Origin of the sequence: Christiangramia crocea, assembly GCF_022410465.1 — a bacterium.
Classification (GTDB): domain Bacteria; phylum Bacteroidota; class Bacteroidia; order Flavobacteriales; family Flavobacteriaceae; genus Christiangramia; species Christiangramia crocea.
The window spans coordinates 108773-128759 of record NZ_JAJSON010000023.1; the positions used below are offsets into that span (position 1 = coordinate 108773).

Sequence of the window (19987 nt, forward strand, 5' to 3'; positions counted from 1 at the left end):
AAATTTAAAATCCAAAATTTAACCCGAAGATCAAGGTCCTGCTTTGCGGATAAGAACCTTCGTCCACTCCGGCACGCAAACCGCTATAAGAGTTTACATCAGGATCAAAACCGGTATAATGTGTCCACGTTATCAAATTTGACCCAGTGATATAGGCGTCAAGTCTTGCTAAACCTAAGTGATCAATAAGTTCAGTAGGGAATTGATATCTAAGATTTACATTCTTCAACTTTATATAAGAACCATCTTCTACCCAACGGCTTTGAATTCTACTATCGCTATTTAAAGGATCATCACGAACCGGTTTTGGAAAATTAGTTACATCCCCCTGTTCTCTCCATCTATTTAAAGCATCTGTAGAAAGATTATTATATCGAACTACTGAATTTCGCTGATGGTTGATTTCACTATAAATGTCATTACCATAGGAAAACTGGAAAAATACACCAAGACTGAAATTTTTATAGGAGAAATTGTTTGTAATTCCTCCGAAAAAATCAGGAGTAGCATCACCTATGATTTGCCTGTCATCTCCATTAATAATATTATCTCCATTCACATCATCCCATATAGGATCTCCTCCTTTAAATTGTTGACCTAAGGCTCCATAAGTAACTCCATTCACATTATCTTCATCCCTAGCGTAAACACCGTTAAATTTCCAGCCATAGAAAGTTCCTATTGGTAATCCTTCTTTTAATATATGGTATTTTCCGTTTTGTATATAACCATTAGTAAGAAGCTCATCAGGAAGATCTGTTACAACATTCCGGTTTGAACTAATATTGAAGTTAGTATCCCACTGAAAATCGCCTACCATGTTACGACTGTTTAAAGCGAATTCCACTCCTTTATTTTCTATACTCCCAATGTTCTGAGTTATATATGAAAAACCCGTAGTCCTCGGAATTGGAACATTGTAGAGTAAATCATCTGTTTGCTTTAGATAGACATCCGCACTAAAGGATACCCGGTTTTTCCATAAAGCAACATCCAACCCAGCATTATATTGGGTTGTGGTCTCCCAGGTTAATCCAGAATTAGGCATTACAGTAGGAGTTGCACCAGAGTTATCTAAATAATTTGCACCTACTGCAAATTCACCTTGCGAAGTATAATTTCCAATGGCCTCATTACCAGTTTGCCCGACACTTAGGCGTAATTTAGCATCATTAACAGTCCTATTATTCTTTAAAAACTCTTCGTCTGAGAATCGCCATCCTACAGAGGCAGAAGGAAAATATCCAAATCTATTATCCCTACCAAAACGTGATGATCCATCTGCTCTCAGGTTTACTTCTGCGAGATATTTCCCTTTGTAATCATAGGACACTCTTCCAAAATACGATAACATGGAATGTTCAGTAATAATATTTACATCTTGATTGGAAATAGTTCCCGCACCATTCAAGGTCCTTATATTATCACTTGAAAAGAACATCCCGTCCAGCCCTGTTCGTTCATACTTCCATTTTTGGAAACTTAATCCGGTAAGAGCAGACAGGTTATGAATCTCATCAAATTGGTTATCATAGGTTACATAAGTTTCGTTACCCCACGTTAAATTATTAATTGAACGCACGGCTCCTGAATTGTAGCCTGGACGATAATCAAGTGTTGAAGGCAAAAACTCATCTTCTTTCATAGAGATATAATCCAGGTTCAGATTACTCCTGATTTTAAGCCCTTCCGTAAATTCATATTCTACATACTCATTACCAATTATTCGATTGGTTTTATTAAGATGGGTAGCAAGTTCAGCTAACCCGACAGGGTTTCTTTTTCCCCATTGATAGCCGTTCAAAGAGCCATCAGGAAGATACATAGAATACGATGGCGGTCGTATTAATAATTCACGTACCACACTTAAATTCCCCGATCCCCCGGCATTAATACGATTATTGATTCCATTTGTATAGGACAAACTCTGTCCAAATTTGAGCTTATCAGTAGCATTGAAATCTACATTCAGCCGCGAAGTAACACGCTTATAGTTTGAATTTAAAATAATCCCATCCTGGTTAAGAAATGAGGAACTCCATGCATACTTTATATTTTCTGAGCCACCTCTCACCGAAAAATCGACCTTATATTGTGGCGCTACTCGCAACACCTCATCCTGCCAGTCAACATCACCGTTATTTCTCGGACTTAATGAATCTAAAACAGCATAGGTTGGCTCAACCGGATTATCCATATTTTTATAAGAATCTATGATAACCTCTCTATATTGACTAGCATTCAAAACACTTAATTTCCTGCTAATTTCACTAACCCCGGTAAAAGCATTGACATCAATCCTTGCTTTACCTTCCTTACCTCGTTTAGTGGTAATCATTACCACTCCATTGGCTGCCCGGGAACCATAAATTGCAGTTGAGGCTGCATCCTTTAAAATTTCAATTGACTCAATATCACCTGGATTAATATCGGATAATGGATTTAAACCAAAATTTTCAGTCCCATTTAAAGAAGACAAACTATTGGATTCAATAGGGACCCCATCTACCACATATAAAGGATCGTTACCAGAGTTTAAAGAAGAATTCCCCCTCACCCTGATAGTTATCGCTCCACCGGGAGCTCCGGAATTGGAGGTTACCTGAACCCCAGCTGCCCTTCCCTGTAATATCGAGACAGGATCCTGCTGGTTGCTCTCTGCTATTTCTTCACTCCCAACAGATGCGATAGAACCTGTTAAATTCCTCTTCTTTTTCCTCCCATAACCAACAATGACCAATTCATCAAGCTCATCAGCAACAGGCTCCAAAGACACATTAATCTCTTGTTGAGCACCAACAACAACCTCTTCAGATTCAAATCCCAGGAAAGAGAATGTAAGAACATCCCCTGGAGAAACTCCATTAATTCTGTAATTACCTTCCATATCAGAAGAAACCCCATTAGAAGTTCCTTTAAGTATCACATTCACACCTAAAAGAGGCTCCCCTGTATTGGCATCGGTGATTTTTCCGAATATTGTTGCTTCTTGAGCAATTGCCGTAACAGATATGAAACACATCAATAAAACAGGCAAAACCACTTTAGGCAACAACCTAAAGCTTCTTGCAAAGCGTTTAGGATATTTTTTAGAATTCTGGTTCATAGTTAAAAATTCGTTAATTTATAATAATGTTCAATGCAACAATTTGATCCAAATATAGAATTTAGGTTTTTGCAATGCAAACGTTTGCGTAAAAATATTTAACTTTTTATTATGTTTACCATATATTTTGGACTTAAATATTAATTTAAGCCTAAAAAAACCAATATATTGCAACTATATGATCATTATATCTAAGGATGTAAGGATAATTATGCAAACGTTTGATGTTATGAAGGACTCAAGAATTACACTTAAGGATTTAGCCCAGGTTCTAAATTTATCTCCCTCAACAATTTCCAGGGCTCTGGCTGATCATCCTGCAATAAGCGAAGCTACCAAGGAGAAAGTGCAAAAAAAAGCTGAAGAATTAGGTTTTATTCCCAACTCCATAGCTTCTAGCTTTAGAAAGAAAAAAAGCCATACTTTAGGTGTTATAGTTCCCAGAATTGACATTCATTTCCACTCCCTGGTGATAAGCGGAATAGAAGAGTTTGCTTACAAGACTGGCTATAATGTAACTATTTTTCAGTCCAAAGATTCTATTACAAGAGAAAAAGAAATCACCAAATTATTACAGAATAAAATGGTTGAAGGTGTTATTGTGTGTCTTGCTACGGAAACCTATAATTATGACCATTTTAAAAAATTCAGGAAATTGGGAGTGCCATTGGTATTTTATGATCGGGTCCCTTCGAATTATGACACAAACAAAATTGTTATCAATGATTTTGAATCGGCATTTAAAGCAACTGAGCATTTAATAAAAAAAGGCTGTACCCGTATTGCTCATATTGCAGGTAACCAATCTACTCCAATTTTTAAAGCACGACTTCAGGGATATAAAAGTGCAATAAAGAAACATCATGGTAATCTGGACGAAAAATTAATTATCCCATGTAAAACTTTAAGTTATGAAGAAGGTGCTTTGTGTGCAGAGAAGTTTTTAAAATTTTCTCCAATGCCAGATGGAATTTTCTGTGCGAATGACTATACAGCAGTAAGTGTCATCCAGGTATTCAGGAAAGCGGGAATAAAAATCCCTGAAGATACCGCTGTAGTTGGCTTTAGTAACTATCCAATTTCACGGGTAATTGAACCCCATCTTACCACCATAAACGATAGGGCTTTTCAAATGGGTATTGAAGCTGCAAAACTACTAATCAGACTCATAGAGGAGGAGAAGAAATCTATCAAATCTGAGACTATTACGCTTGAAACAGAATTAATTATTCGTGAATCTTCAATGAAACCATGAGGCAGGATCAATATTTAAATACAATAGTATTTCAATATTCTGTCTACACTTACCTTTTTTGAAAATTTTAAATTCCGCCTGATAATTTCTTTTTCAATACCGGCTTTTCATCCATTATAAAATCTGCAGCCAGCTGTGCATGTAACTGGGTAGTGGCTATAAGTGGAAATTCAACTTCTTCCTGATCCAGAAGCATAGGAAGCTCGGTACAGCCCAGGATTACTCCTTCAGCACCTTGTTGCTGGAATAACTTTATCTGTTTTAAATAGAATTCCCTGGCTTTATCAGTGAATTGTCCCTGGGTTAGCTCCTGGGAAACAAAATAATGTGATCTTAGAATATCATTGTGTGGTGGAAGCAGAGTTTCTATCCCAAAATTTTCTTTCAGGTAATCTGGTATGAATTTCCCAGTGACCGTAGGTTTATTACCAAGTAAACCAAGTTTAGTAAGTCCCTGCCTTTTAGCTTCCCTTCCAATAGCCTCTCCTATATGGAGGACAGGAATATCAAGTTGCGGCTGGATATATGAGTATGTCATATGTGGCGTGTTGGCACAGATCAATATAGCTTCGGCTCCCGCCTCCTGAAGCTTTTTTGAGACTTCCAGATATTTTGCGTTGATCTTATCATGGTCCTGTTGCCTCATCAGTTCAATATTGATGCTGTATATGATTAGTTGTGGATTGGCCTGTGTACCTATTTTTTCACTAACCAACTCATTAATCAACTTATAATATACGATGGTAGAGTGCCAGGAGGTCCCTCCTATCATGCCAAGCGTTCTCATAAGAAATCTATTTAAGGTTACTCAAATAAAGTTACATCTTATACAGGATTTTGGCTGTAACAAATGTTACTCCAAAAAAAAGATGATAGTGGTTCTTACTATCATCTTTTGTACTCTTTCCGGTAATTACCCTGAAAATCTAATTTTTAGTCTGGTTTTCCTGAATATCGCAACTACCATTATAACAACTTCCGCCGGCACAGCCAAAACCAAACAGTCCCATAAAAGACATATAGAGTCCGAGAACAATCCCTATCCACTGGTCATAATTAGCGGCCTGGATAATCATTGCAACACCTATAATTAGGTAAATTACGCGCCCCAGGGTCCACCCTTTAAGAAGTCTGTCCTTTATCATGATATTTTCCTCTCCAGATTTCTCCAGCCTCCTCCATTATGAACATTGGTATACCCAAGGTTTTTCAAAATGCTCTTTGCACTTCCACTCCTCATCCCCGATGCACAGCAGGTAATAATAGACTGATCCTTTTTCTTCAGTTTAGCCAGATTGTGATTCAGACTATTAAGAGGAATATTTTTAGAACCTTTAATGTGGCCTGCGGCATATTCGTTTTTGGTACGTACATCCACAATAATTCCACCGTTCTTTAGTAACTCCGAATAATCAGGTTTAGGTTCAGATTTAAATAGTTGCTTTAATATATTAATCATAAACTAGGAAAATTTTAAATAGTTAATTTCAAGCCAGGATCCACCATTGATACATTCAATGTTCTGTGCCTGCAGGTATCTCTCTACTTGTCCGCTTCTCATTCCTGAGGCGCAACAGAGGATAAGGGGTGCAGGTAATTGTTTTAATTCTTCCAACCTGTCCGGGATCTCTGTAAGGGGAATATTCTTAGACCCATCAACATGACCGGAACTATATTCTCCCGGGCTTCTCACATCTACGATGGTACCTTGATTTTCTTTTATTAATACTTCTGTTTGCATATTTTTCTTTTCAGAATTATGTGGCAAAAATAAATCCCATAAGACTCTTGCACAGTTACTTATGTTACAAAAGATTTTGGTAATTTTTAGCCGGCATTTTATAAATTCCTTTTAGAAATTGATCAGCTTTTGTTCAGTTCTTTATCATTGGTAATTCCAAACTTCTTTAATATATCCTCCATCAAACACCATTGGGTTAAGGAAGACTGAAGCAGGTTGGCTCCCACAAAGGCAGTGAACCAAAGCCAGTTTATATTTACATAAATGGCAAGCATCAAACTTATTAAAATAAATGTTCCGGCTACGCCGCGTACTATTCTGTTTCTCATTTTTAATGTATTTTAATTAGATATATCTTTCAATGGGTAATACAACAGCTCTTACCGGATTATCGGTTTCGAGCTGTTCGTTATATGCTTTTACAAGCTTAAAGAAGCTGTCTATTTTGTCATCTTCGGTAAAACTAAAAAGCATTACCGATTCGTTGCCTCCCTTTTCACTTGGAAACCAACTCTGGGTAGCGATAAGAGAATTTCTATAGCCATCTATTTCTGAAGTACTGAAAGCTTCGATATGGGATTCCCTGAACAGCTTCAGGATATCCTTATGAAATTCTGATAGCGAAGTAACAATTAATAATTTCATCTTTTTACTGGTTTTAAGCTACCGAATCCCTGAATCAGAGATCCGGTAATTTTGGTTTTATTTATGGTTTTTCTTTTCAATCATATAATATACCAGCGGTACTACCAGTAGTGTAAGTACTGTAGAAGCAATGGTTCCTCCCATTAGCGAGATCGCCAGACCCTGAAAAATAGGATCAAAGAGGATCACAAAAGCTCCGATCACCACCGTACCTGCGGTAAGCAGGATAGGCGTGGTTCTTACAGCTCCGGCTTCGATCACGGCCTGCTTCAGCGGAATTCCTTCTTCCAGCCTCAGGTTCACGAAATCGATGAGGAGCACCGAGTTCCGGACCATAATACCCGCCAGGGCAATCATTCCGATAAAGGAAGTCGCAGTAAAGAAAGCTCCCATTATCCAGTGACCTAGCACGATACCCACAAGGGAAAGCGGAATGGCCACCATCATCACGATTGGTGCTTTAAAGTTCTGGAACCAGCCAACGATCAGGATATAAATGATTATGATCACACCAAGGAATGCGATTCCCAGGTCTCTGAAAACCTCCAGGGTGATCTGCCATTCTCCATCCCATTTAACCGTAAAGTCATCCTCATACTGAGGTTGCTCCATATACAGCTCATTCATAGTATAACCTTCAGGAAGCTTAATATCCTTGAGCTTCTCTTCCATTCCCAGGATGGCATAAACCGGACTCTCAAGTTCCCCGGCCATATCGGCCAGTACGTAAACCACTCGTTTCTGGTTCTTCCGGTAAATGTTCTTTTTCCGCACATCTTCCTTCACCTTCACAAGATCCCCAACAGAGACCATCTGTCCGTTTTGTGAATGGATCTGGATCTGGGAAATGTCGTTTACTGAAGACTTTTCATTTTCGTTCAGTGCCAGTACTATTCCCACAGGCTCGGCAGCATCTTCATCATAAAGCTGGGTTACAGCATTTTCTCCAAGAGCGGTATTAAGGGTGTAGACTATCTGTTTTGGAGCCATTCCATAAAGCATCGCCTTTTCCTTATCGATCTCGAACTCGTATTCAGGCTGATCGGCTTCCACCATCCAGTCCACATCTACCACATCTTCGGTATTGTTCAGAATATCCTGTACTTCAGAAGCCACTTCTATCTGCTTCTCGTAATCAGGCCCGTAAACTTCTGCCACGATAGTAGAAAGTACTGGTGGTCCCGGTGGTACTTCCACAAGCTTTACATTGGCGTTATATTTAGCAGCTATCTTCTGAACATCGGGACGCATTAATTTCACGATATCGTGACTCTGAGCACTTCTTTCACCTTTATCTGTAAGGTTCACCTGGATATCGGCCGTGTTACTGGATCCTCGCAGGTCATAATGCCTTACCAGTCCGTTAAAGGTAATAGGTGCCGAAGCTCCCACATAGGTCTGGTAATTCACCACTTCAGGCCTTTGAGACAGGTATTGCCCAATCTCTTTAGTGACCACAGCGGTCCTTTCCAGAGTAGTGCCTTCAGGCATATCTATAATTACCTGGAATTCGTTCTTATTATCAAAAGGCAGCATCTTTACTGCTACGGTATTGGTAAAGAACATTGAAACCGAAGCCAGAAGCAACAGGATAGTTGTCCCCAGGAAGATCCATCGTTTTTTAGGGTTCTCGATCAGAGGTTTTTCAAACTTCGAATATAACCTGTAAATAAAGGTGTTGTCTATGCTGTTGTCGTTCTCCTTTAATTCTTCCGAATCCTCCTTTTCAACTTTCTTGCCCTTTTCTCTAAGGAAAAGGTATCCAAGGTATGGTGTGATGGTAAGGGCCACGAATAAGGACAGGATCATCGCGATAGATGCTCCAATCGGCATCGGGCTCATATATGGTCCCATCAGTCCGCTTACAAATGCCATTGGCAATACCGAAGCGATCACTGTAAATGTTGCCAGAATGGTCGGGTTCCCAACCTCATTAATGGCGTACAGTGCAGCCTGTTTAAATGGTAAACGCCGCAATTTGAAGTGCCTGTGCATATTCTCGGCAATAATAATGGAATCGTCCACCACGATACCGGTCACGAATACCAGGGCGAAAAGGGTAATTCTGTTCAGCGTATAATCGAGCATATAGTAGCTCAACAAAGTCAGGGCGAAAGTAATAGGCACCGAAAGGAAGACTACAAGTCCGCCTCGCCAGCCCATTGCAAGCATTACCACGATGGTTACCGCAATAATGGCTCCTATAAGGTGCATCAGTAATTCGGATACCTTATGGGAAGCGGTTTCCCCGTAGTTCCTTGTCACTTCTACGTGAACATCATCAGGAATAAGGTTCTGTTTTAAGTGATCTACCTTTTCGATGATCACATCGGCAATCTGCATCGCATCGGCACCTTTTCTTTTGGCTACCGATAGTGTTACCGCAGGATATTCTGAATTATATTCACCTGCCTTTTCATTAGCCTGGCCGTAGCCGAAGCTTACATATTCTTTTGGAAGTTCGGGCCCGTCAACAACTGTGGCTACCTGTTTAAGGTATACCGGCTGATTATCCTGAACTCCAATAATAAGGTTATTTACATCTTCTTTTGACTCCAGAAAACTTCCGGTAGTCACCAGGAATTCGGTGTCCTGATTATCGAATTTCCCCGATGACATCTGCTGATTATTGGCTTTGATCTTTTCGGCTATCCCAAGAAAATCAACACCACTGGATGCCATTTTGGCCTTATCCAGCACCACGCGTAACTGACGGTTTCTCCCACCTTTAACTTTAGTGATCGAAACATCTTCCACTTTTTCTATCTCGTGGTCCAGCTCTTCAGCTATCTGTTTTAACTGATAATCATTATAATTCTCACTCCACAGGGTGAGTCCAAGCACCGGAACATCGTCTATAGCCCGGGTTTTGACCATAGGCTGCGTCACATTTCGCGGCAGCTTATCCATACTCTTCATCAATTCGTTGTAGAGTTTCACGTAGGAACGCTCAATGTCTTCTCCCACATAGAACTGAACGATGATCATTCCCTGTTCTTTCATAGAAGTAGAATAGACATATTCCACTCCCTTAACATTAGATATTATCTTTTCCAATGGCTTGACCACCCGGGACTCGACCTCGGTAGGAGAGGCGCCTGGATATCCTACAAAGATATCGGCCATAGGCACGTCTATCTGAGGTTCTTCTTCTCTTGGAATAAGAAAAGAACTGTAAACCCCAACCACCATAAAGACGATCATAAGCAGTACCGTAAGTTTCGAGTTGATAAAGCCTTTGGCTATTTTACCTGCTAATCCTTCTTTCATTGTATAGCTTTTAAATTCTTATAATTTTTTGAGTCAGCTTATTGTTTGCTCACCGGAGCACCGTTGTATAGTTTTCCTTCAGCATCTACAATGTACTCCTCATCAGCCTTAAGTCCGGAAAGCACTTCTACCTGGTCGCCATAGGTTTTTCCTAATCTTATCCATCTTAGAAGAGCCATGTTTTGTGAACTTATGGTGTATATGCCTGTAAGGTCACCACGGTGTACGACAGCTGAGGAAGGAATAAGTACTCTTGCACTTGCTGTTTTTTGCTCCACCGGAATCTCGACACTCACATACATTCCCGACCTGATCTCATCTCCTGTTTCTTCAAGACTTATCTTTACGGGATACTGGCTTCCGGTATTCTTGGCTGAAGCACTTACCTCTGAAATAACCCCTTTAAGGGTTTTATCCAGTGTTTTCACATTAACATCTACTTCAGTCCCTTCTTTAATTGAAGAAACATCAGATTCCGGAACGGTGGCTCTTACTTCAAAAGCTCCGGGCGCTTCCATTGCAACCAATGGCATTCCCGGATTGGCCATATCGCCTTCTTCTACAAATTTGTTGGTGATCACTCCGCTAAAAGGAGCCCGAATGTTTACATAGGCAAATTGTGCCTGGATCTCATTTTTCATCTGGCGGGCCGCTTCAAGCCTGGCTTTTGCCATCTCATAGTTTGCCGTTATATCGTCCAGTTCCTTTTGGGAAGCACTGTTCTCTTCAAACAGGTTCTTAAACCTGTTATAATCTTTTTCGGCATTATTATAAGCCGCCTGTGCTTCGGTGATCTTGGCGTTTACCTGGGCAATTTTTGCCTGCAGGTCTGAGTTATTAATAGATACAAGTAACTCGCCTTTCTTTACTTTATCTCCTATCTGCACATTGATGCGATCTACATAACCCATCATCCGGGTGCTTAATTTCGCATTATTCACAGCTTCTATCTTACCGTTAAGGCTAAGGGTGGATCCCTTTTCTGAAGCAGGTGAATTCACCTTTACCGCCAGGGCCGGTTTCTTTTCCTGTGAAGGCTTCTTATCGTCCCCACAGCTGATAAATAGACTTGCCGCTCCGGCAATTAAAAGAGTATATAATTTCAGTTTCATCGCTTATTTTTTGGTTAAAAATTCTAAATATGCCTTGGCATAATTGTATTCGTAAATCGTTTGATAGTATTCGAGTTCCTTTTCAAGGTATTTTGCTTCTGCTGAGAGTAGGTCTGAAGTTTTTTCGAGCCCTTCCTCATAACGGTTAGTCCTGATTCTTAGGGATTCTTCAGACTGTTGCATTGCAAGTTCGCTGAGGTTCAGCTTGTTTTCTGCATCCTTAAGAGCTCTTCTGGCTTTATTAAGTTCCATAGTGCTTTTTGACACATATTGCTCATATTCGAGCTTTGCCTGTTCGTATTCAGCCCTGCTTTTCTGCGTTTTCCCAATTCGCTTGGAACCTTGAAAAACATCCCAGCTTAATGAAACACCAGCGATATATCCACTGGCATCCCCCTGGAAAATATCTTCATCATAAAGCTCGTAGCTGCCAAAGGCATTTAATCTTGGTAAAAAGCTCATCTTATCGGCTTTATACATATCCTTTCTTGCTTCCGTAGCCAGTTCCATAGCCTTGATATCTGAACGCTCTTCGGAAATACCGGCATTTTCAGTCTCTACGAGAGAGTTTATCTGCAGGGAATCTGTAGGCTTCAGGATTCCTTCCTGTGACTGTCCCATTAAGAACTCCAGGTAGTCTGAAGCATTTTCAAGGTTACTTTTTGCATAATGCAAACTGTTATTGATCTCAGACACCCTAACTTCCACAGAGAGGATATCGGCTTTTTGGAGATAGCCCTGCTTATATCTGTCACTGGCCATTTTCTGATTGGATAGCGCGGCTTCACGGGCCTTCTCCAAAACATTCACTGCTTTATAGGCCAGCTGAAGCTCCATATAGGCTTTTTCCACCTCCAGCTTCATATAATCCCCTGTACGTTCTCCTTTCAGGCGGGTAGCCTCCATTTTAGAATCGGCGGCCTTTCTTTTAAAGATACCGTCAAGATTCACCAAAGGTTGCTCTACCTCGATTTTTGTAGCAAAATTATTGATGCGATCCGGGTCATTAAGAAGCGCCGGATCAAAATCGCTTTGGTTGATCCTTTCCTGGTTCAGTTTAGAACCAAAGGCCATAAGTGGATTATTAGTGGTCATCCCCGTATGGGAAACACTAATATTAGGCAGAAAGACCGCATTGGTCTGCCTGTAATCTGCCCGGGCCTGCAGGAATTCCTGCTCCGAGATCTTTAATTTCCTATTGTTTTCCATCACTCTGTTCAACACTGTATCTTTACTAACCGGTTGTACCTGCTGGGCTCTGATAGGGAGACCTGCAAGAAAGAGGAGTAGAATTGCAGAGAGTTTTATTTTCTTCATTATTTATGATTTTCTGTTGCAAAAATAGGCCAGAGGTGCAGGCATTTCTGCAACCTTTGTTACCCAAGCATATTTCAAACTATCTGGTTTCAGTAGGAAAGAAAGTTCATATTAAATAAATAGAGAGGAAGAGTGAGGCTGCGCAAATCTTTTGACCTTAAAAAGAGATCACATTAAATCGGAACGTAACAAAAGTTACATTCAGGAGATAAGTAAAATATTACATTTGCTTTTGTGAGTACAAAAACCTTTATTTCTATACTATTAATTCCCCTTTTTCTTGGGAAACTATTGATCGTAGATGCAAGTTTGCTCAATATTCTGGCTGAAGATGAAATTTCCTTTGTTAAACCATATTGCCAGAAGAAACAATCAAATTCAGATATTAAGAAAACATATGAATTCAAGCAGAATTTAGATGCGAAGAATAATATTACTGAAGTAAGTAGTTTTTGTACTCCTCAGTTCAATTTTAATGTCTTCTCATGGAATTTCAATATTTCTGAAGTTATCAACATAGAAGACATACTATTCTCTTCAAGATTAAGCTATCTCTATCTGGATAGCCACTCCCCTCCACCCAAATTTGTGTAATTGAGATTTTAGCATTTTCTGCACTGATATCTTACATCGGTCCAGACCAGATTATCAATTACAATAACACCTATAATAATGACGAACAAAATTCATATTAGTCGTCGTTCCATACAGTTATTACGAATTTTGGTTAGTGGAATTTTCCTGGTGGCAGGAGCAAATCATTTGCTGAATACCACGAAAACAGTCCGCCGACTTGAACAGGCCAGTTTTAAAGGAATCGCCTATTTTTTTGGTGATCCGGAATGGCTTGTCATCCTCTCCGGAATCGTAATGCTGGCAGCAGGTTTTTTATTCCTGATAGGATATAAAACCAGATGGGCGGCCATCATATTATTACTTGTATTAATCCCAATAACCCTATCGGTACAGGTAGGGCAGATAAACACTCTTGGACCACTTTTTAAAAATATAGCAATTCTGGGTGGTCTGTTGTTTTTTATCATAAATGACACCGATAAACTTTTTAAACTTAAATAAAATGAAAACAATTCTTTATAGCAGTATTTTGCTGATGCTAACATTATTTACCGGAAATCAGGCACAGGCACAACATAACTCCAAACATAATTATGTGGTGCTTACCAAAAAAGTTCCGCAACTGCAGCCAATTTTAATAACGGCTGAAAGACTGAAAGAAGAAGATGGCGCCCATTTTGGCGAATTTGAGATCATCATCTGTGGAAAAGAGATAGGTGATATAACCGATTCTTCAAAAATGGGAAAGTTCATTACCAAAGCTGAAAAGTTAGGAGTGAAACTCGTAGCCTGCGGATTTTCTCTGAATAAATTCAAGGTAGACAAAGAGGCGGTTCCAAAGGAAATGAAAGTAGTTGAAAATGGTATTCTTTACAATTTTCAGCTTCAGAAAAAAGGATATCTGAGTCTCAGTCTTTAATAAAACCCCAGAAAAAACCATTCTCAATAAAAGGAGATAAATCATGAATAATAAAAAAAAGAATATGAAGCAAACCTGGATCCAGTATTCCATATTTGGTGCGATAGCCCTGGTGTTATATGCTACTGGCCTACACACCGAGGTGATAGGATTTGCACAAAGAGGTTTACTTGAAACCGGCTTAATGAATCCTGATGTAGAGGAAAAAACAGCTATAGCACATGTAAATAATGCTGAACCTGAATCTCTGAAAGGCATCAATAGTAATCCAGAAGCCAGCTTCGATTTACAACTTCGGGATGAAGAAGGTAATATCGTTGCCTTAACTGACTTCAAAGGCAAAGTGATCTTTATGAATTTTTGGGCGACCTGGTGCCCGCCATGTGTGGCAGAGATGCCAGCCATAGATAGGTTACACCAGGAAATGGGAGATGAAGTAGCATTTGTAATGCTTTCTATGGATCAGAATTTCGAAAAAGCGGTCTCCTTTAAAGAAAGGAAAGATTACGGGTTACCAATTTATGAACTGGCGAGCCAGCTACCAGCCATGTATCGTTCTACGGCCCTCCCTACTACCTATGTGATTGATGCCGATGGTAAGCTTGCCCTTACACATAAAGGAATGGCCGATTATGATACCGATGAGTTCAAAAAATTCCTGAAGAGCTTAAAATAAATGCTTTTCAATTCTAATTAACAGGCTGTATGAAGAGATTAAAATTAGTAATGGCTTTTGTAATGCTGGCTTTAGGTATATCTGCCTACGGCCAGGTTACGGAGGCCCCGGAGTGGAAAGCCGAAATAAGGGATAAATCATTTGATGCAGGTGATACGATCACGGTAAAATTCACCGCAAAAATCCCGGACAAATGGTATTTGTATTCCAGCGATTTCAATCCAGACCTGGGACCTACGGTAACAGAATTTCAATTTGATGAAAATCCGGAATTTAAAGTCATTGATTCAGTAGTTCCTGTTGGTGCAAAACGAAAATATGATGAAATATTTGAAGGGGAATACACCTATTTTACTAAAGAAGCTGTTTTCAAACAAAAAATTGAGATCCAGGGCAAAGATCCGGTTATAAATGCTGTGGTCTCTTACCAGATCTGCTCTGATGAAAATGGCCAGTGTATCCCTTTTACCAGTGAGATACCGGTTACAGGTATTAAGCAAAACTCTACTGGAGAGAAAAATGAGGAACTAGAAGTGCGCGAGATGCAGGCTTTTCAGAATAATTTTAGATCTGGCAATGAACAAAAAGAGGGTGTCTCGTTCCTGATATCATTTTTCCTAGTGTCTTTCGGGGCAGGACTGGCGGCAATATTAACGCCATGTGTTTTTCCAATGATCCCCATGACCGTTTCCTATTTTACCAAATCCGGCAGCAATAGGAAAAAAGGAATTTTCCAGGCCCTGCTCTATGGTATTTCTATCATAGTCATTTATACGATGGTCGGTACTTTGTTTTCTGTACTGTTTGGGGCGGCATTCGCCAATTTCCTTAGTACACACTGGATCCCGAATCTGTTATTCTTTGCTGTATTCGTTCTGTTTGCCTTATCGTTTTTCGGGCTCTTTGAAATACGCTTACCAAACAGCCTGATAAATAAAATGGATAAACAGTCAAATAAAGGAGGGCTAATAGGTATTTTCTTTATGGCATTCACCCTGGTGCTGGTAGGCTTCAGTTGTACAGGACCTATCGTGGGAACAATCCTGCTTCAGGCTGCCGGCGGCGAAATGCTCAAGCCCCTGGTGGGAATGCTTGGCTTTTCTTTAGCCTTCGCCCTACCCTTTACCCTGTTCGCAATATTTCCGAACTGGCTAAGGTCTTTACCTAAAAGTGGCGGCTGGCTGAACACGGTCAAGGTTACTTTGGGCTTCCTGGAGCTGGCTTTGGCACTTAAATTCCTGAGCATAGTAGATCAGGTCTATCACTGGGACTTCCTGAGCCGTGATCTGTTCCTGATCTTATGGATCGTCATCTTCTCTTTTCTTGGATTGTATTTGCTTGGAAAGATCACTTTTCCGCATGAAGAAAAAAGAAGCTCAATTTCTATAGGGAGAATGATCTCTGCCTTACTGGTCTTCAGTTTTGTGATCTACCTAATTCCCGGTCTCCTTGGTGCACCATTGAAAGGATTGGCCGGCTATTTACCTCCTATGAGTTCACAGGAATTCAATATTTCAAAATTAACTGCTAGTAGCAGCATTTCACGTAATGAGAAAGAAAATATTGCTGAATGTGGAGTTCCTAAATATGATAATCTGCTGGAAATACCGCATGGAATACATGGTTATTTGGACTACGAGCAGGCATTAAAATGTGCAAAGAAAAAGAATAAACCTCTATTTATAGATTTCACAGGCCATGGTTGTGTGAACTGCCGGGAAATGGAAGCCAGAGTCTGGTCAGACCCAAAGGTATTGAAAAGGTTAAAGGAAGATTATGTAGTAGTAGCCTTGTATGTTGATGAAAAAAAAGAATTACCTGAAAGTGAATGGTATGTAAGTCCCAACGACAACTGGATCAAAAAAACGATCGGTGCACAGAATCTGGATTTTATGATCCAGAAGCTCAATGCCAATGCTCAGCCTTACTATACCCTGGTAGATAACGACGGATCTTTACTGAGTGCTCCAAAAGCTTATGACCTGAATGTAGACCGGTTCGTGGATTTTCTTGATAACGGACTGAAAAGGTATAAAAGCCAAAATGACCAGGGAATAAGTTTATAAGCGAATATTTTAATATACCTGAAAAGAAAAAGCCTGTTGGATATCCCAACAGGCTTTTCTTTATAAAAAAGAATTTGGCCGATCAGTTTATATTAATTGGAAAAGATTGCACCGGCCTAATTATAATGGTCCTAAAATTATTTCACCAAAAACTGACAATGGTCATTGTTTTATTGAATTTTTAGAATTATGAATTTATCAATAAAACACCATTAAATATAAAAATAATTATGATTAACGTTAGTTTTTGCGAAAAAAAATTAAATAATTAAAGGCTATTGTAACAATTGTTACTTTCTCAACAAATACCGCATGGTATCTTTATATCAGATTTTTAAAGCTAATATCATGAAAAATTTAGTAATCCTTGGAGCTGGTACAGCAGGTACTATGATGGCGAATCATTTACGGCCCAAATTAAAAAGGTCTGACTGGAATATAACCATTGTAGATCAATTCAAAACGCACTACTATCAACCGGGATTTTTATTCCTTCCTTTTGATATGTATACCGAAGATCAGGTTAAAAAAGTTGGAAAAAAATTCATTCCAAAAGGAGTTAATTATGTTCAGAAAAAAATAGACCAGATCTTCCCGGAAGATAAAAAAGTAAAGCTGGAAGATGAAACACTGGATTATGACATCCTGATTATAGCTACCGGTTCTAAGATTGCCCCGGAAGAAGTTGAGGGCATGAAAGGCAAAAACTGGCATAAGAATGTATTTGACTTCTACACATATGAAGGAGCACTTGCACTTCGAAATAAACTGAGAGAATGGGAAGGCGGGAATATGGTGGTTCACCTTACCGAAATGCCTATTAAATGTCCCGTTGCTCCCTTAGAGTTCGCATTCTTGGCAGATTCCTATTTTCAGAAAAAAGGTATAAGAGATAAGGTAAAACTTACTTATGTAACTCCTCTTTCCGGAGCATTTACAAAAGAAAAAAGTTCAGCTGCTTTAGGATATCTAATGAAAGAAAAGAATATCAACCTGGAGATAGATTTTGCTATCGAGAAGGTGGATAATGAAAATAACAAGATCGTTGATTACGGAGGAAGAGAAATAGATTACGATCTTTTGGTGACTATCCCCACAAATATGGGCGATGAGGTGATTGAAAGGTCCGGAATGGGAGATGATCTCAACTTTGTACCAACAGATCACAATACGCTACAGTCAAAAGAATATGAAGATGTATTTGTGATTGGGGATGCTACCAACGTGCCTGCATCAAAGGCCGGGTCTGTAGCACATTTTGAAGCTGAAACCCTTACAGATAATATACTGTTACATATTGAAGGAAAACCCCTTAAACCGGAATTTGACGGCCATGCCAACTGTTTCATCGAAACCGGTAAGAATAAAGCCTTGCTAATTGATTTCAATTATAAGCAGGAACCGGTAGAAGGAACCTTCCCCATTCCGGGAATTGGACCTCTAAAATTATTAAAAGAAAGTGTATTTAATCACTGGGGTAAACTCGCTTTCAGGTGGATCTACTGGAATATGTTATTAAAAGGAATACCAATCCCACTTGTAAGTCGAAATATGAGTAACAAAGGCAAAAAACTATAGTAATAATAAATTAAAAATTAAATATCATGGAAACTTTAATCGCAGGAAAAAACGTAATAGTCAACGAAGAAGGTTATTTACTCGATTTTTCTCAATGGAATAGAGAGGTTGGAGAAAAAATAGCCAAGGACGAAGGAATTACAATGACGCCCCGTCACTGGGAAGTAATTGAATGGCTCCAGGAACAGGTAAAAGCAGATAAGGCTCTTTCTATTAGAGGTATTAAAAAGAGTGGCGTACTGGACATAAAAGAGTTCTATGCTCTATTTCCAGGTGGTCCGCTAAAAATATCTACCAAGATCGCCGGAGTACCAAAACCAAAAAGCTGTATCTAATTTAAAACCTACTAAAATGAGCAAGACAAAAGTTAAAAAGATGCTTTTCATTTTATCAAAAGCGACCATAGAGAATGTTTATGCAGCTTTTATCATGGCAAATGGCGCCAGAATGGAAGGTATTGATGCTGAAATTTTCTTTACATTCTTCGGACTTGAAGCAATACAAAAGAAAAAGTTGAATGGATTACATGTTGCTACTGTTGGTAACCCGGCTATGCATATCCCAACGATGGTAGGAGGACTCCCGGGTATGGAAGCCCTGGCTACAAAAATGATGAAAAAAGAAATGGATAAACTGGATATGCCTCCGGTAGACGAATTTCTTGAAATTTTATCAGCTTCGGGAGTTAAGCTATGGGCTTGTAAACTGGCGGTAGACATGTTCCACCTTGACGAGAAGGATCTGATAGAAGATTTGGATGGTATTCTGACCATTGGTGACTTTTATAATCAGGCCGATCAGGACGGAACCCAAATGCTATTTATTTAGTAATTCTTTCAGAGAGTTATGTTGATAAGTGTGAGCCGGGGGGAAACCTCTCCGGCTCACCAATTTTAAGGCCCAGTAATTTTTGATTAATGTGCCTTCCGGTGTAACACATGTTACATTATCTGGCCTGGAAGGGTAGTATCTTTATAAAGTTGGTTAAAAGCATTTCACAACTCCACAATTCACAGTTTTTAGATTTTAAAGTGTGATTACTGTTTTCATGATAGATTGTGGTAAGAGCCGGCTAATCCAATTTAGCCGGCTCTTTTTATGTACTTTTCCACGTTCCCATACCAGCATCTATATATTTTTAAAATTCACTCCATCAATTCTTACAAAAGCCTTGTACAATGTTTGAGCAAGAGTTAGTTAATTCCAGATTTGTAATAGATCGAGCGGGTTTACTTACTGTATCATTCCCTGAATTTGGAGAACTACCGATTAAAATTTGATTTAGTTTTCTTCAATATTATAGATTACCTCAATTTATAGGTCTCTGAATCAAGCTCGGTTTCTATGGTATAATGTTCAAATTGATATTCTTCAAGACATTCTTTGTTAGCATTCTTGACTTCCAAAACCTGATCAAAATTTTCAACTTCCTTCAGTACAATATGGGAGGTAAATACATGATGTTCTCCTTCCAGAGACCAGATATGAGTGTGGTGTAAGGATTTCACTTTTTCCAGATCCAAAATTTCATACTTTATTTTATCAATATTTAAATTTCCGGGGACTCCCGGAAAAAAAATAAATAGGGTCTCCTTCAGCCTTTTGTTATCGCACTTATATCTTATTAAATAAAAAAGCCTGCTGAAATTCAGCAGGCTTTTTTAGTCGGGGTGGCAGGATTCGAACCTGCGGCCTCCTGCTCCCAAAGCAGGCGCGATAACCGGGC

20 protein-coding genes are annotated in these 19987 nt (G+C 39.4%); 9 read left to right on the forward strand and 11 right to left on the reverse strand.

Annotated elements, in window-relative coordinates; genetic code table 11:
• Window positions 1-4: 4 nt before the first annotated feature.
• A complete protein-coding gene (locus tag LU635_RS10930) occupies window positions 5-3106 on the reverse strand; it encodes a SusC/RagA family TonB-linked outer membrane protein (RefSeq protein ID WP_240099111.1) in 3102 nt (1033 codons plus the stop codon).
• A 178-nt stretch (window positions 3107-3284) separates the two neighbouring features.
• On the opposite strand from LU635_RS10930, the gene LU635_RS10935 reads away from it, so the two are divergent.
• Window positions 3285-4361, forward strand: a complete 1077-nt coding sequence (locus LU635_RS10935; protein ID WP_240099113.1) for a LacI family DNA-binding transcriptional regulator — start codon at window positions 3285-3287, stop codon at window positions 4359-4361.
• A 67-nt stretch (window positions 4362-4428) separates the two neighbouring features.
• Here LU635_RS10935 and LU635_RS10940 read toward each other — a convergent pair whose 3' ends face one another.
• The 9 genes from LU635_RS10940 to LU635_RS10980 all read right to left on the reverse strand — a co-directional run bounded on the left by LU635_RS10940 (window position 4429) and on the right by LU635_RS10980 (window position 12446).
• Window positions 4429-5148 (reverse strand): aspartate/glutamate racemase family protein, encoded by a 720-nt coding sequence (locus LU635_RS10940; RefSeq protein WP_240099115.1) that lies wholly within the window; start codon window positions 5146-5148, stop codon window positions 4429-4431.
• Window positions 5149-5287: 139 nt separating this feature from the next.
• Window positions 5288-5506, reverse strand: a complete 219-nt coding sequence (locus LU635_RS10945) for a hypothetical protein (RefSeq protein ID WP_240099117.1) — start codon at window positions 5504-5506, stop codon at window positions 5288-5290.
• Entirely contained in the window at window positions 5503-5820 is a 318-nt protein-coding gene (locus tag LU635_RS10950) for a rhodanese-like domain-containing protein (RefSeq protein WP_240099119.1), read from the reverse strand. Before LU635_RS10950 ends, LU635_RS10945 begins: the two co-directional genes overlap by 4 nt.
• Before the next feature lie 3 nt (window positions 5821-5823).
• Window positions 5824-6102, reverse strand: coding sequence for a rhodanese-like domain-containing protein (locus LU635_RS10955; RefSeq protein ID WP_240099121.1), 279 nt, complete (start codon window positions 6100-6102; stop codon window positions 5824-5826).
• A gap of 122 nt (window positions 6103-6224) precedes the next feature.
• Complete coding sequence (locus tag LU635_RS10960) at window positions 6225-6431, reverse strand: YgaP family membrane protein (protein WP_240099123.1); 207 nt, start codon at window positions 6429-6431, stop codon at window positions 6225-6227.
• 16 nt (window positions 6432-6447) lie between these two features.
• Window positions 6448-6747: a hypothetical protein gene (locus LU635_RS10965; protein WP_240099125.1), complete on the reverse strand. Its 300-nt coding sequence runs from the start codon at window positions 6745-6747 to the stop codon at window positions 6448-6450.
• 57 nt (window positions 6748-6804) lie between these two features.
• Window positions 6805-10017 (reverse strand): efflux RND transporter permease subunit, encoded by a 3213-nt coding sequence (locus LU635_RS10970; protein WP_240099127.1) that lies wholly within the window; start codon window positions 10015-10017, stop codon window positions 6805-6807.
• Between the two features lie 38 nt (window positions 10018-10055).
• Window positions 10056-11129, reverse strand: coding sequence for an efflux RND transporter periplasmic adaptor subunit (locus tag LU635_RS10975; protein WP_240099129.1), 1074 nt, complete (start codon window positions 11127-11129; stop codon window positions 10056-10058).
• Between the two features lie 3 nt (window positions 11130-11132).
• Window positions 11133-12446, reverse strand: coding sequence for a TolC family protein (locus tag LU635_RS10980; protein ID WP_240099131.1), 1314 nt, complete (start codon window positions 12444-12446; stop codon window positions 11133-11135).
• Between the two features lie 234 nt (window positions 12447-12680).
• Here LU635_RS10980 and LU635_RS10985 point away from each other — a divergent pair, with 234 nt between their 5' ends.
• The 8 genes from LU635_RS10985 (at window position 12681) to LU635_RS11020 (ending at window position 19089) form a co-directional block, all read left to right on the forward strand.
• Entirely contained in the window at window positions 12681-13040 is a 360-nt protein-coding gene (locus LU635_RS10985; protein ID WP_240099132.1) for a hypothetical protein, read from the forward strand.
• A gap of 78 nt (window positions 13041-13118) precedes the next feature.
• Window positions 13119-13523 carry a DoxX family protein gene (locus tag LU635_RS10990; RefSeq protein WP_240099134.1) on the forward strand — a complete coding sequence of 135 codons (405 nt, stop codon included), beginning with the start codon at window positions 13119-13121 and terminating at the stop codon, window positions 13521-13523.
• Window position 13524: 1 nt separating this feature from the next.
• On the forward strand, window positions 13525-13941 hold the full coding sequence (locus LU635_RS10995; protein ID WP_240099136.1) for a DsrE family protein: 417 nt from the start codon (window positions 13525-13527) through the stop codon (window positions 13939-13941).
• Between the two features lie 43 nt (window positions 13942-13984).
• Entirely contained in the window at window positions 13985-14617 is a 633-nt protein-coding gene (locus LU635_RS11000; RefSeq protein ID WP_240099138.1) for a TlpA family protein disulfide reductase, read from the forward strand.
• 29 nt (window positions 14618-14646) lie between these two features.
• Window positions 14647-16683 (forward strand): protein-disulfide reductase DsbD family protein, encoded by a 2037-nt coding sequence (locus LU635_RS11005; protein ID WP_240099140.1) that lies wholly within the window; start codon window positions 14647-14649, stop codon window positions 16681-16683.
• Window positions 16684-17031: 348 nt separating this feature from the next.
• Window positions 17032-18261, forward strand: coding sequence for a type III sulfide quinone reductase, selenoprotein subtype (gene sqr, locus LU635_RS11010; RefSeq protein ID WP_240099142.1), 1230 nt, complete (start codon window positions 17032-17034; stop codon window positions 18259-18261).
• Between the two features lie 26 nt (window positions 18262-18287).
• Window positions 18288-18596, forward strand: a complete 309-nt coding sequence (locus LU635_RS11015) for a TusE/DsrC/DsvC family sulfur relay protein (RefSeq protein ID WP_240099144.1) — start codon at window positions 18288-18290, stop codon at window positions 18594-18596.
• A 16-nt stretch (window positions 18597-18612) separates the two neighbouring features.
• Window positions 18613-19089 carry a DsrE/DsrF/DrsH-like family protein gene (locus tag LU635_RS11020; RefSeq protein WP_240099146.1) on the forward strand — a complete coding sequence of 159 codons (477 nt, stop codon included), beginning with the start codon at window positions 18613-18615 and terminating at the stop codon, window positions 19087-19089.
• 476 nt (window positions 19090-19565) lie between these two features.
• On the opposite strand, the gene LU635_RS17320 is transcribed toward LU635_RS11020, so the two are convergent.
• Window positions 19566-19916 (reverse strand): cation transporter dimerization domain-containing protein, encoded by a 351-nt coding sequence (locus LU635_RS17320; protein ID WP_479876590.1) that lies wholly within the window; start codon window positions 19914-19916, stop codon window positions 19566-19568.
• Window positions 19917-19987: the final 71 nt, after the last annotated feature.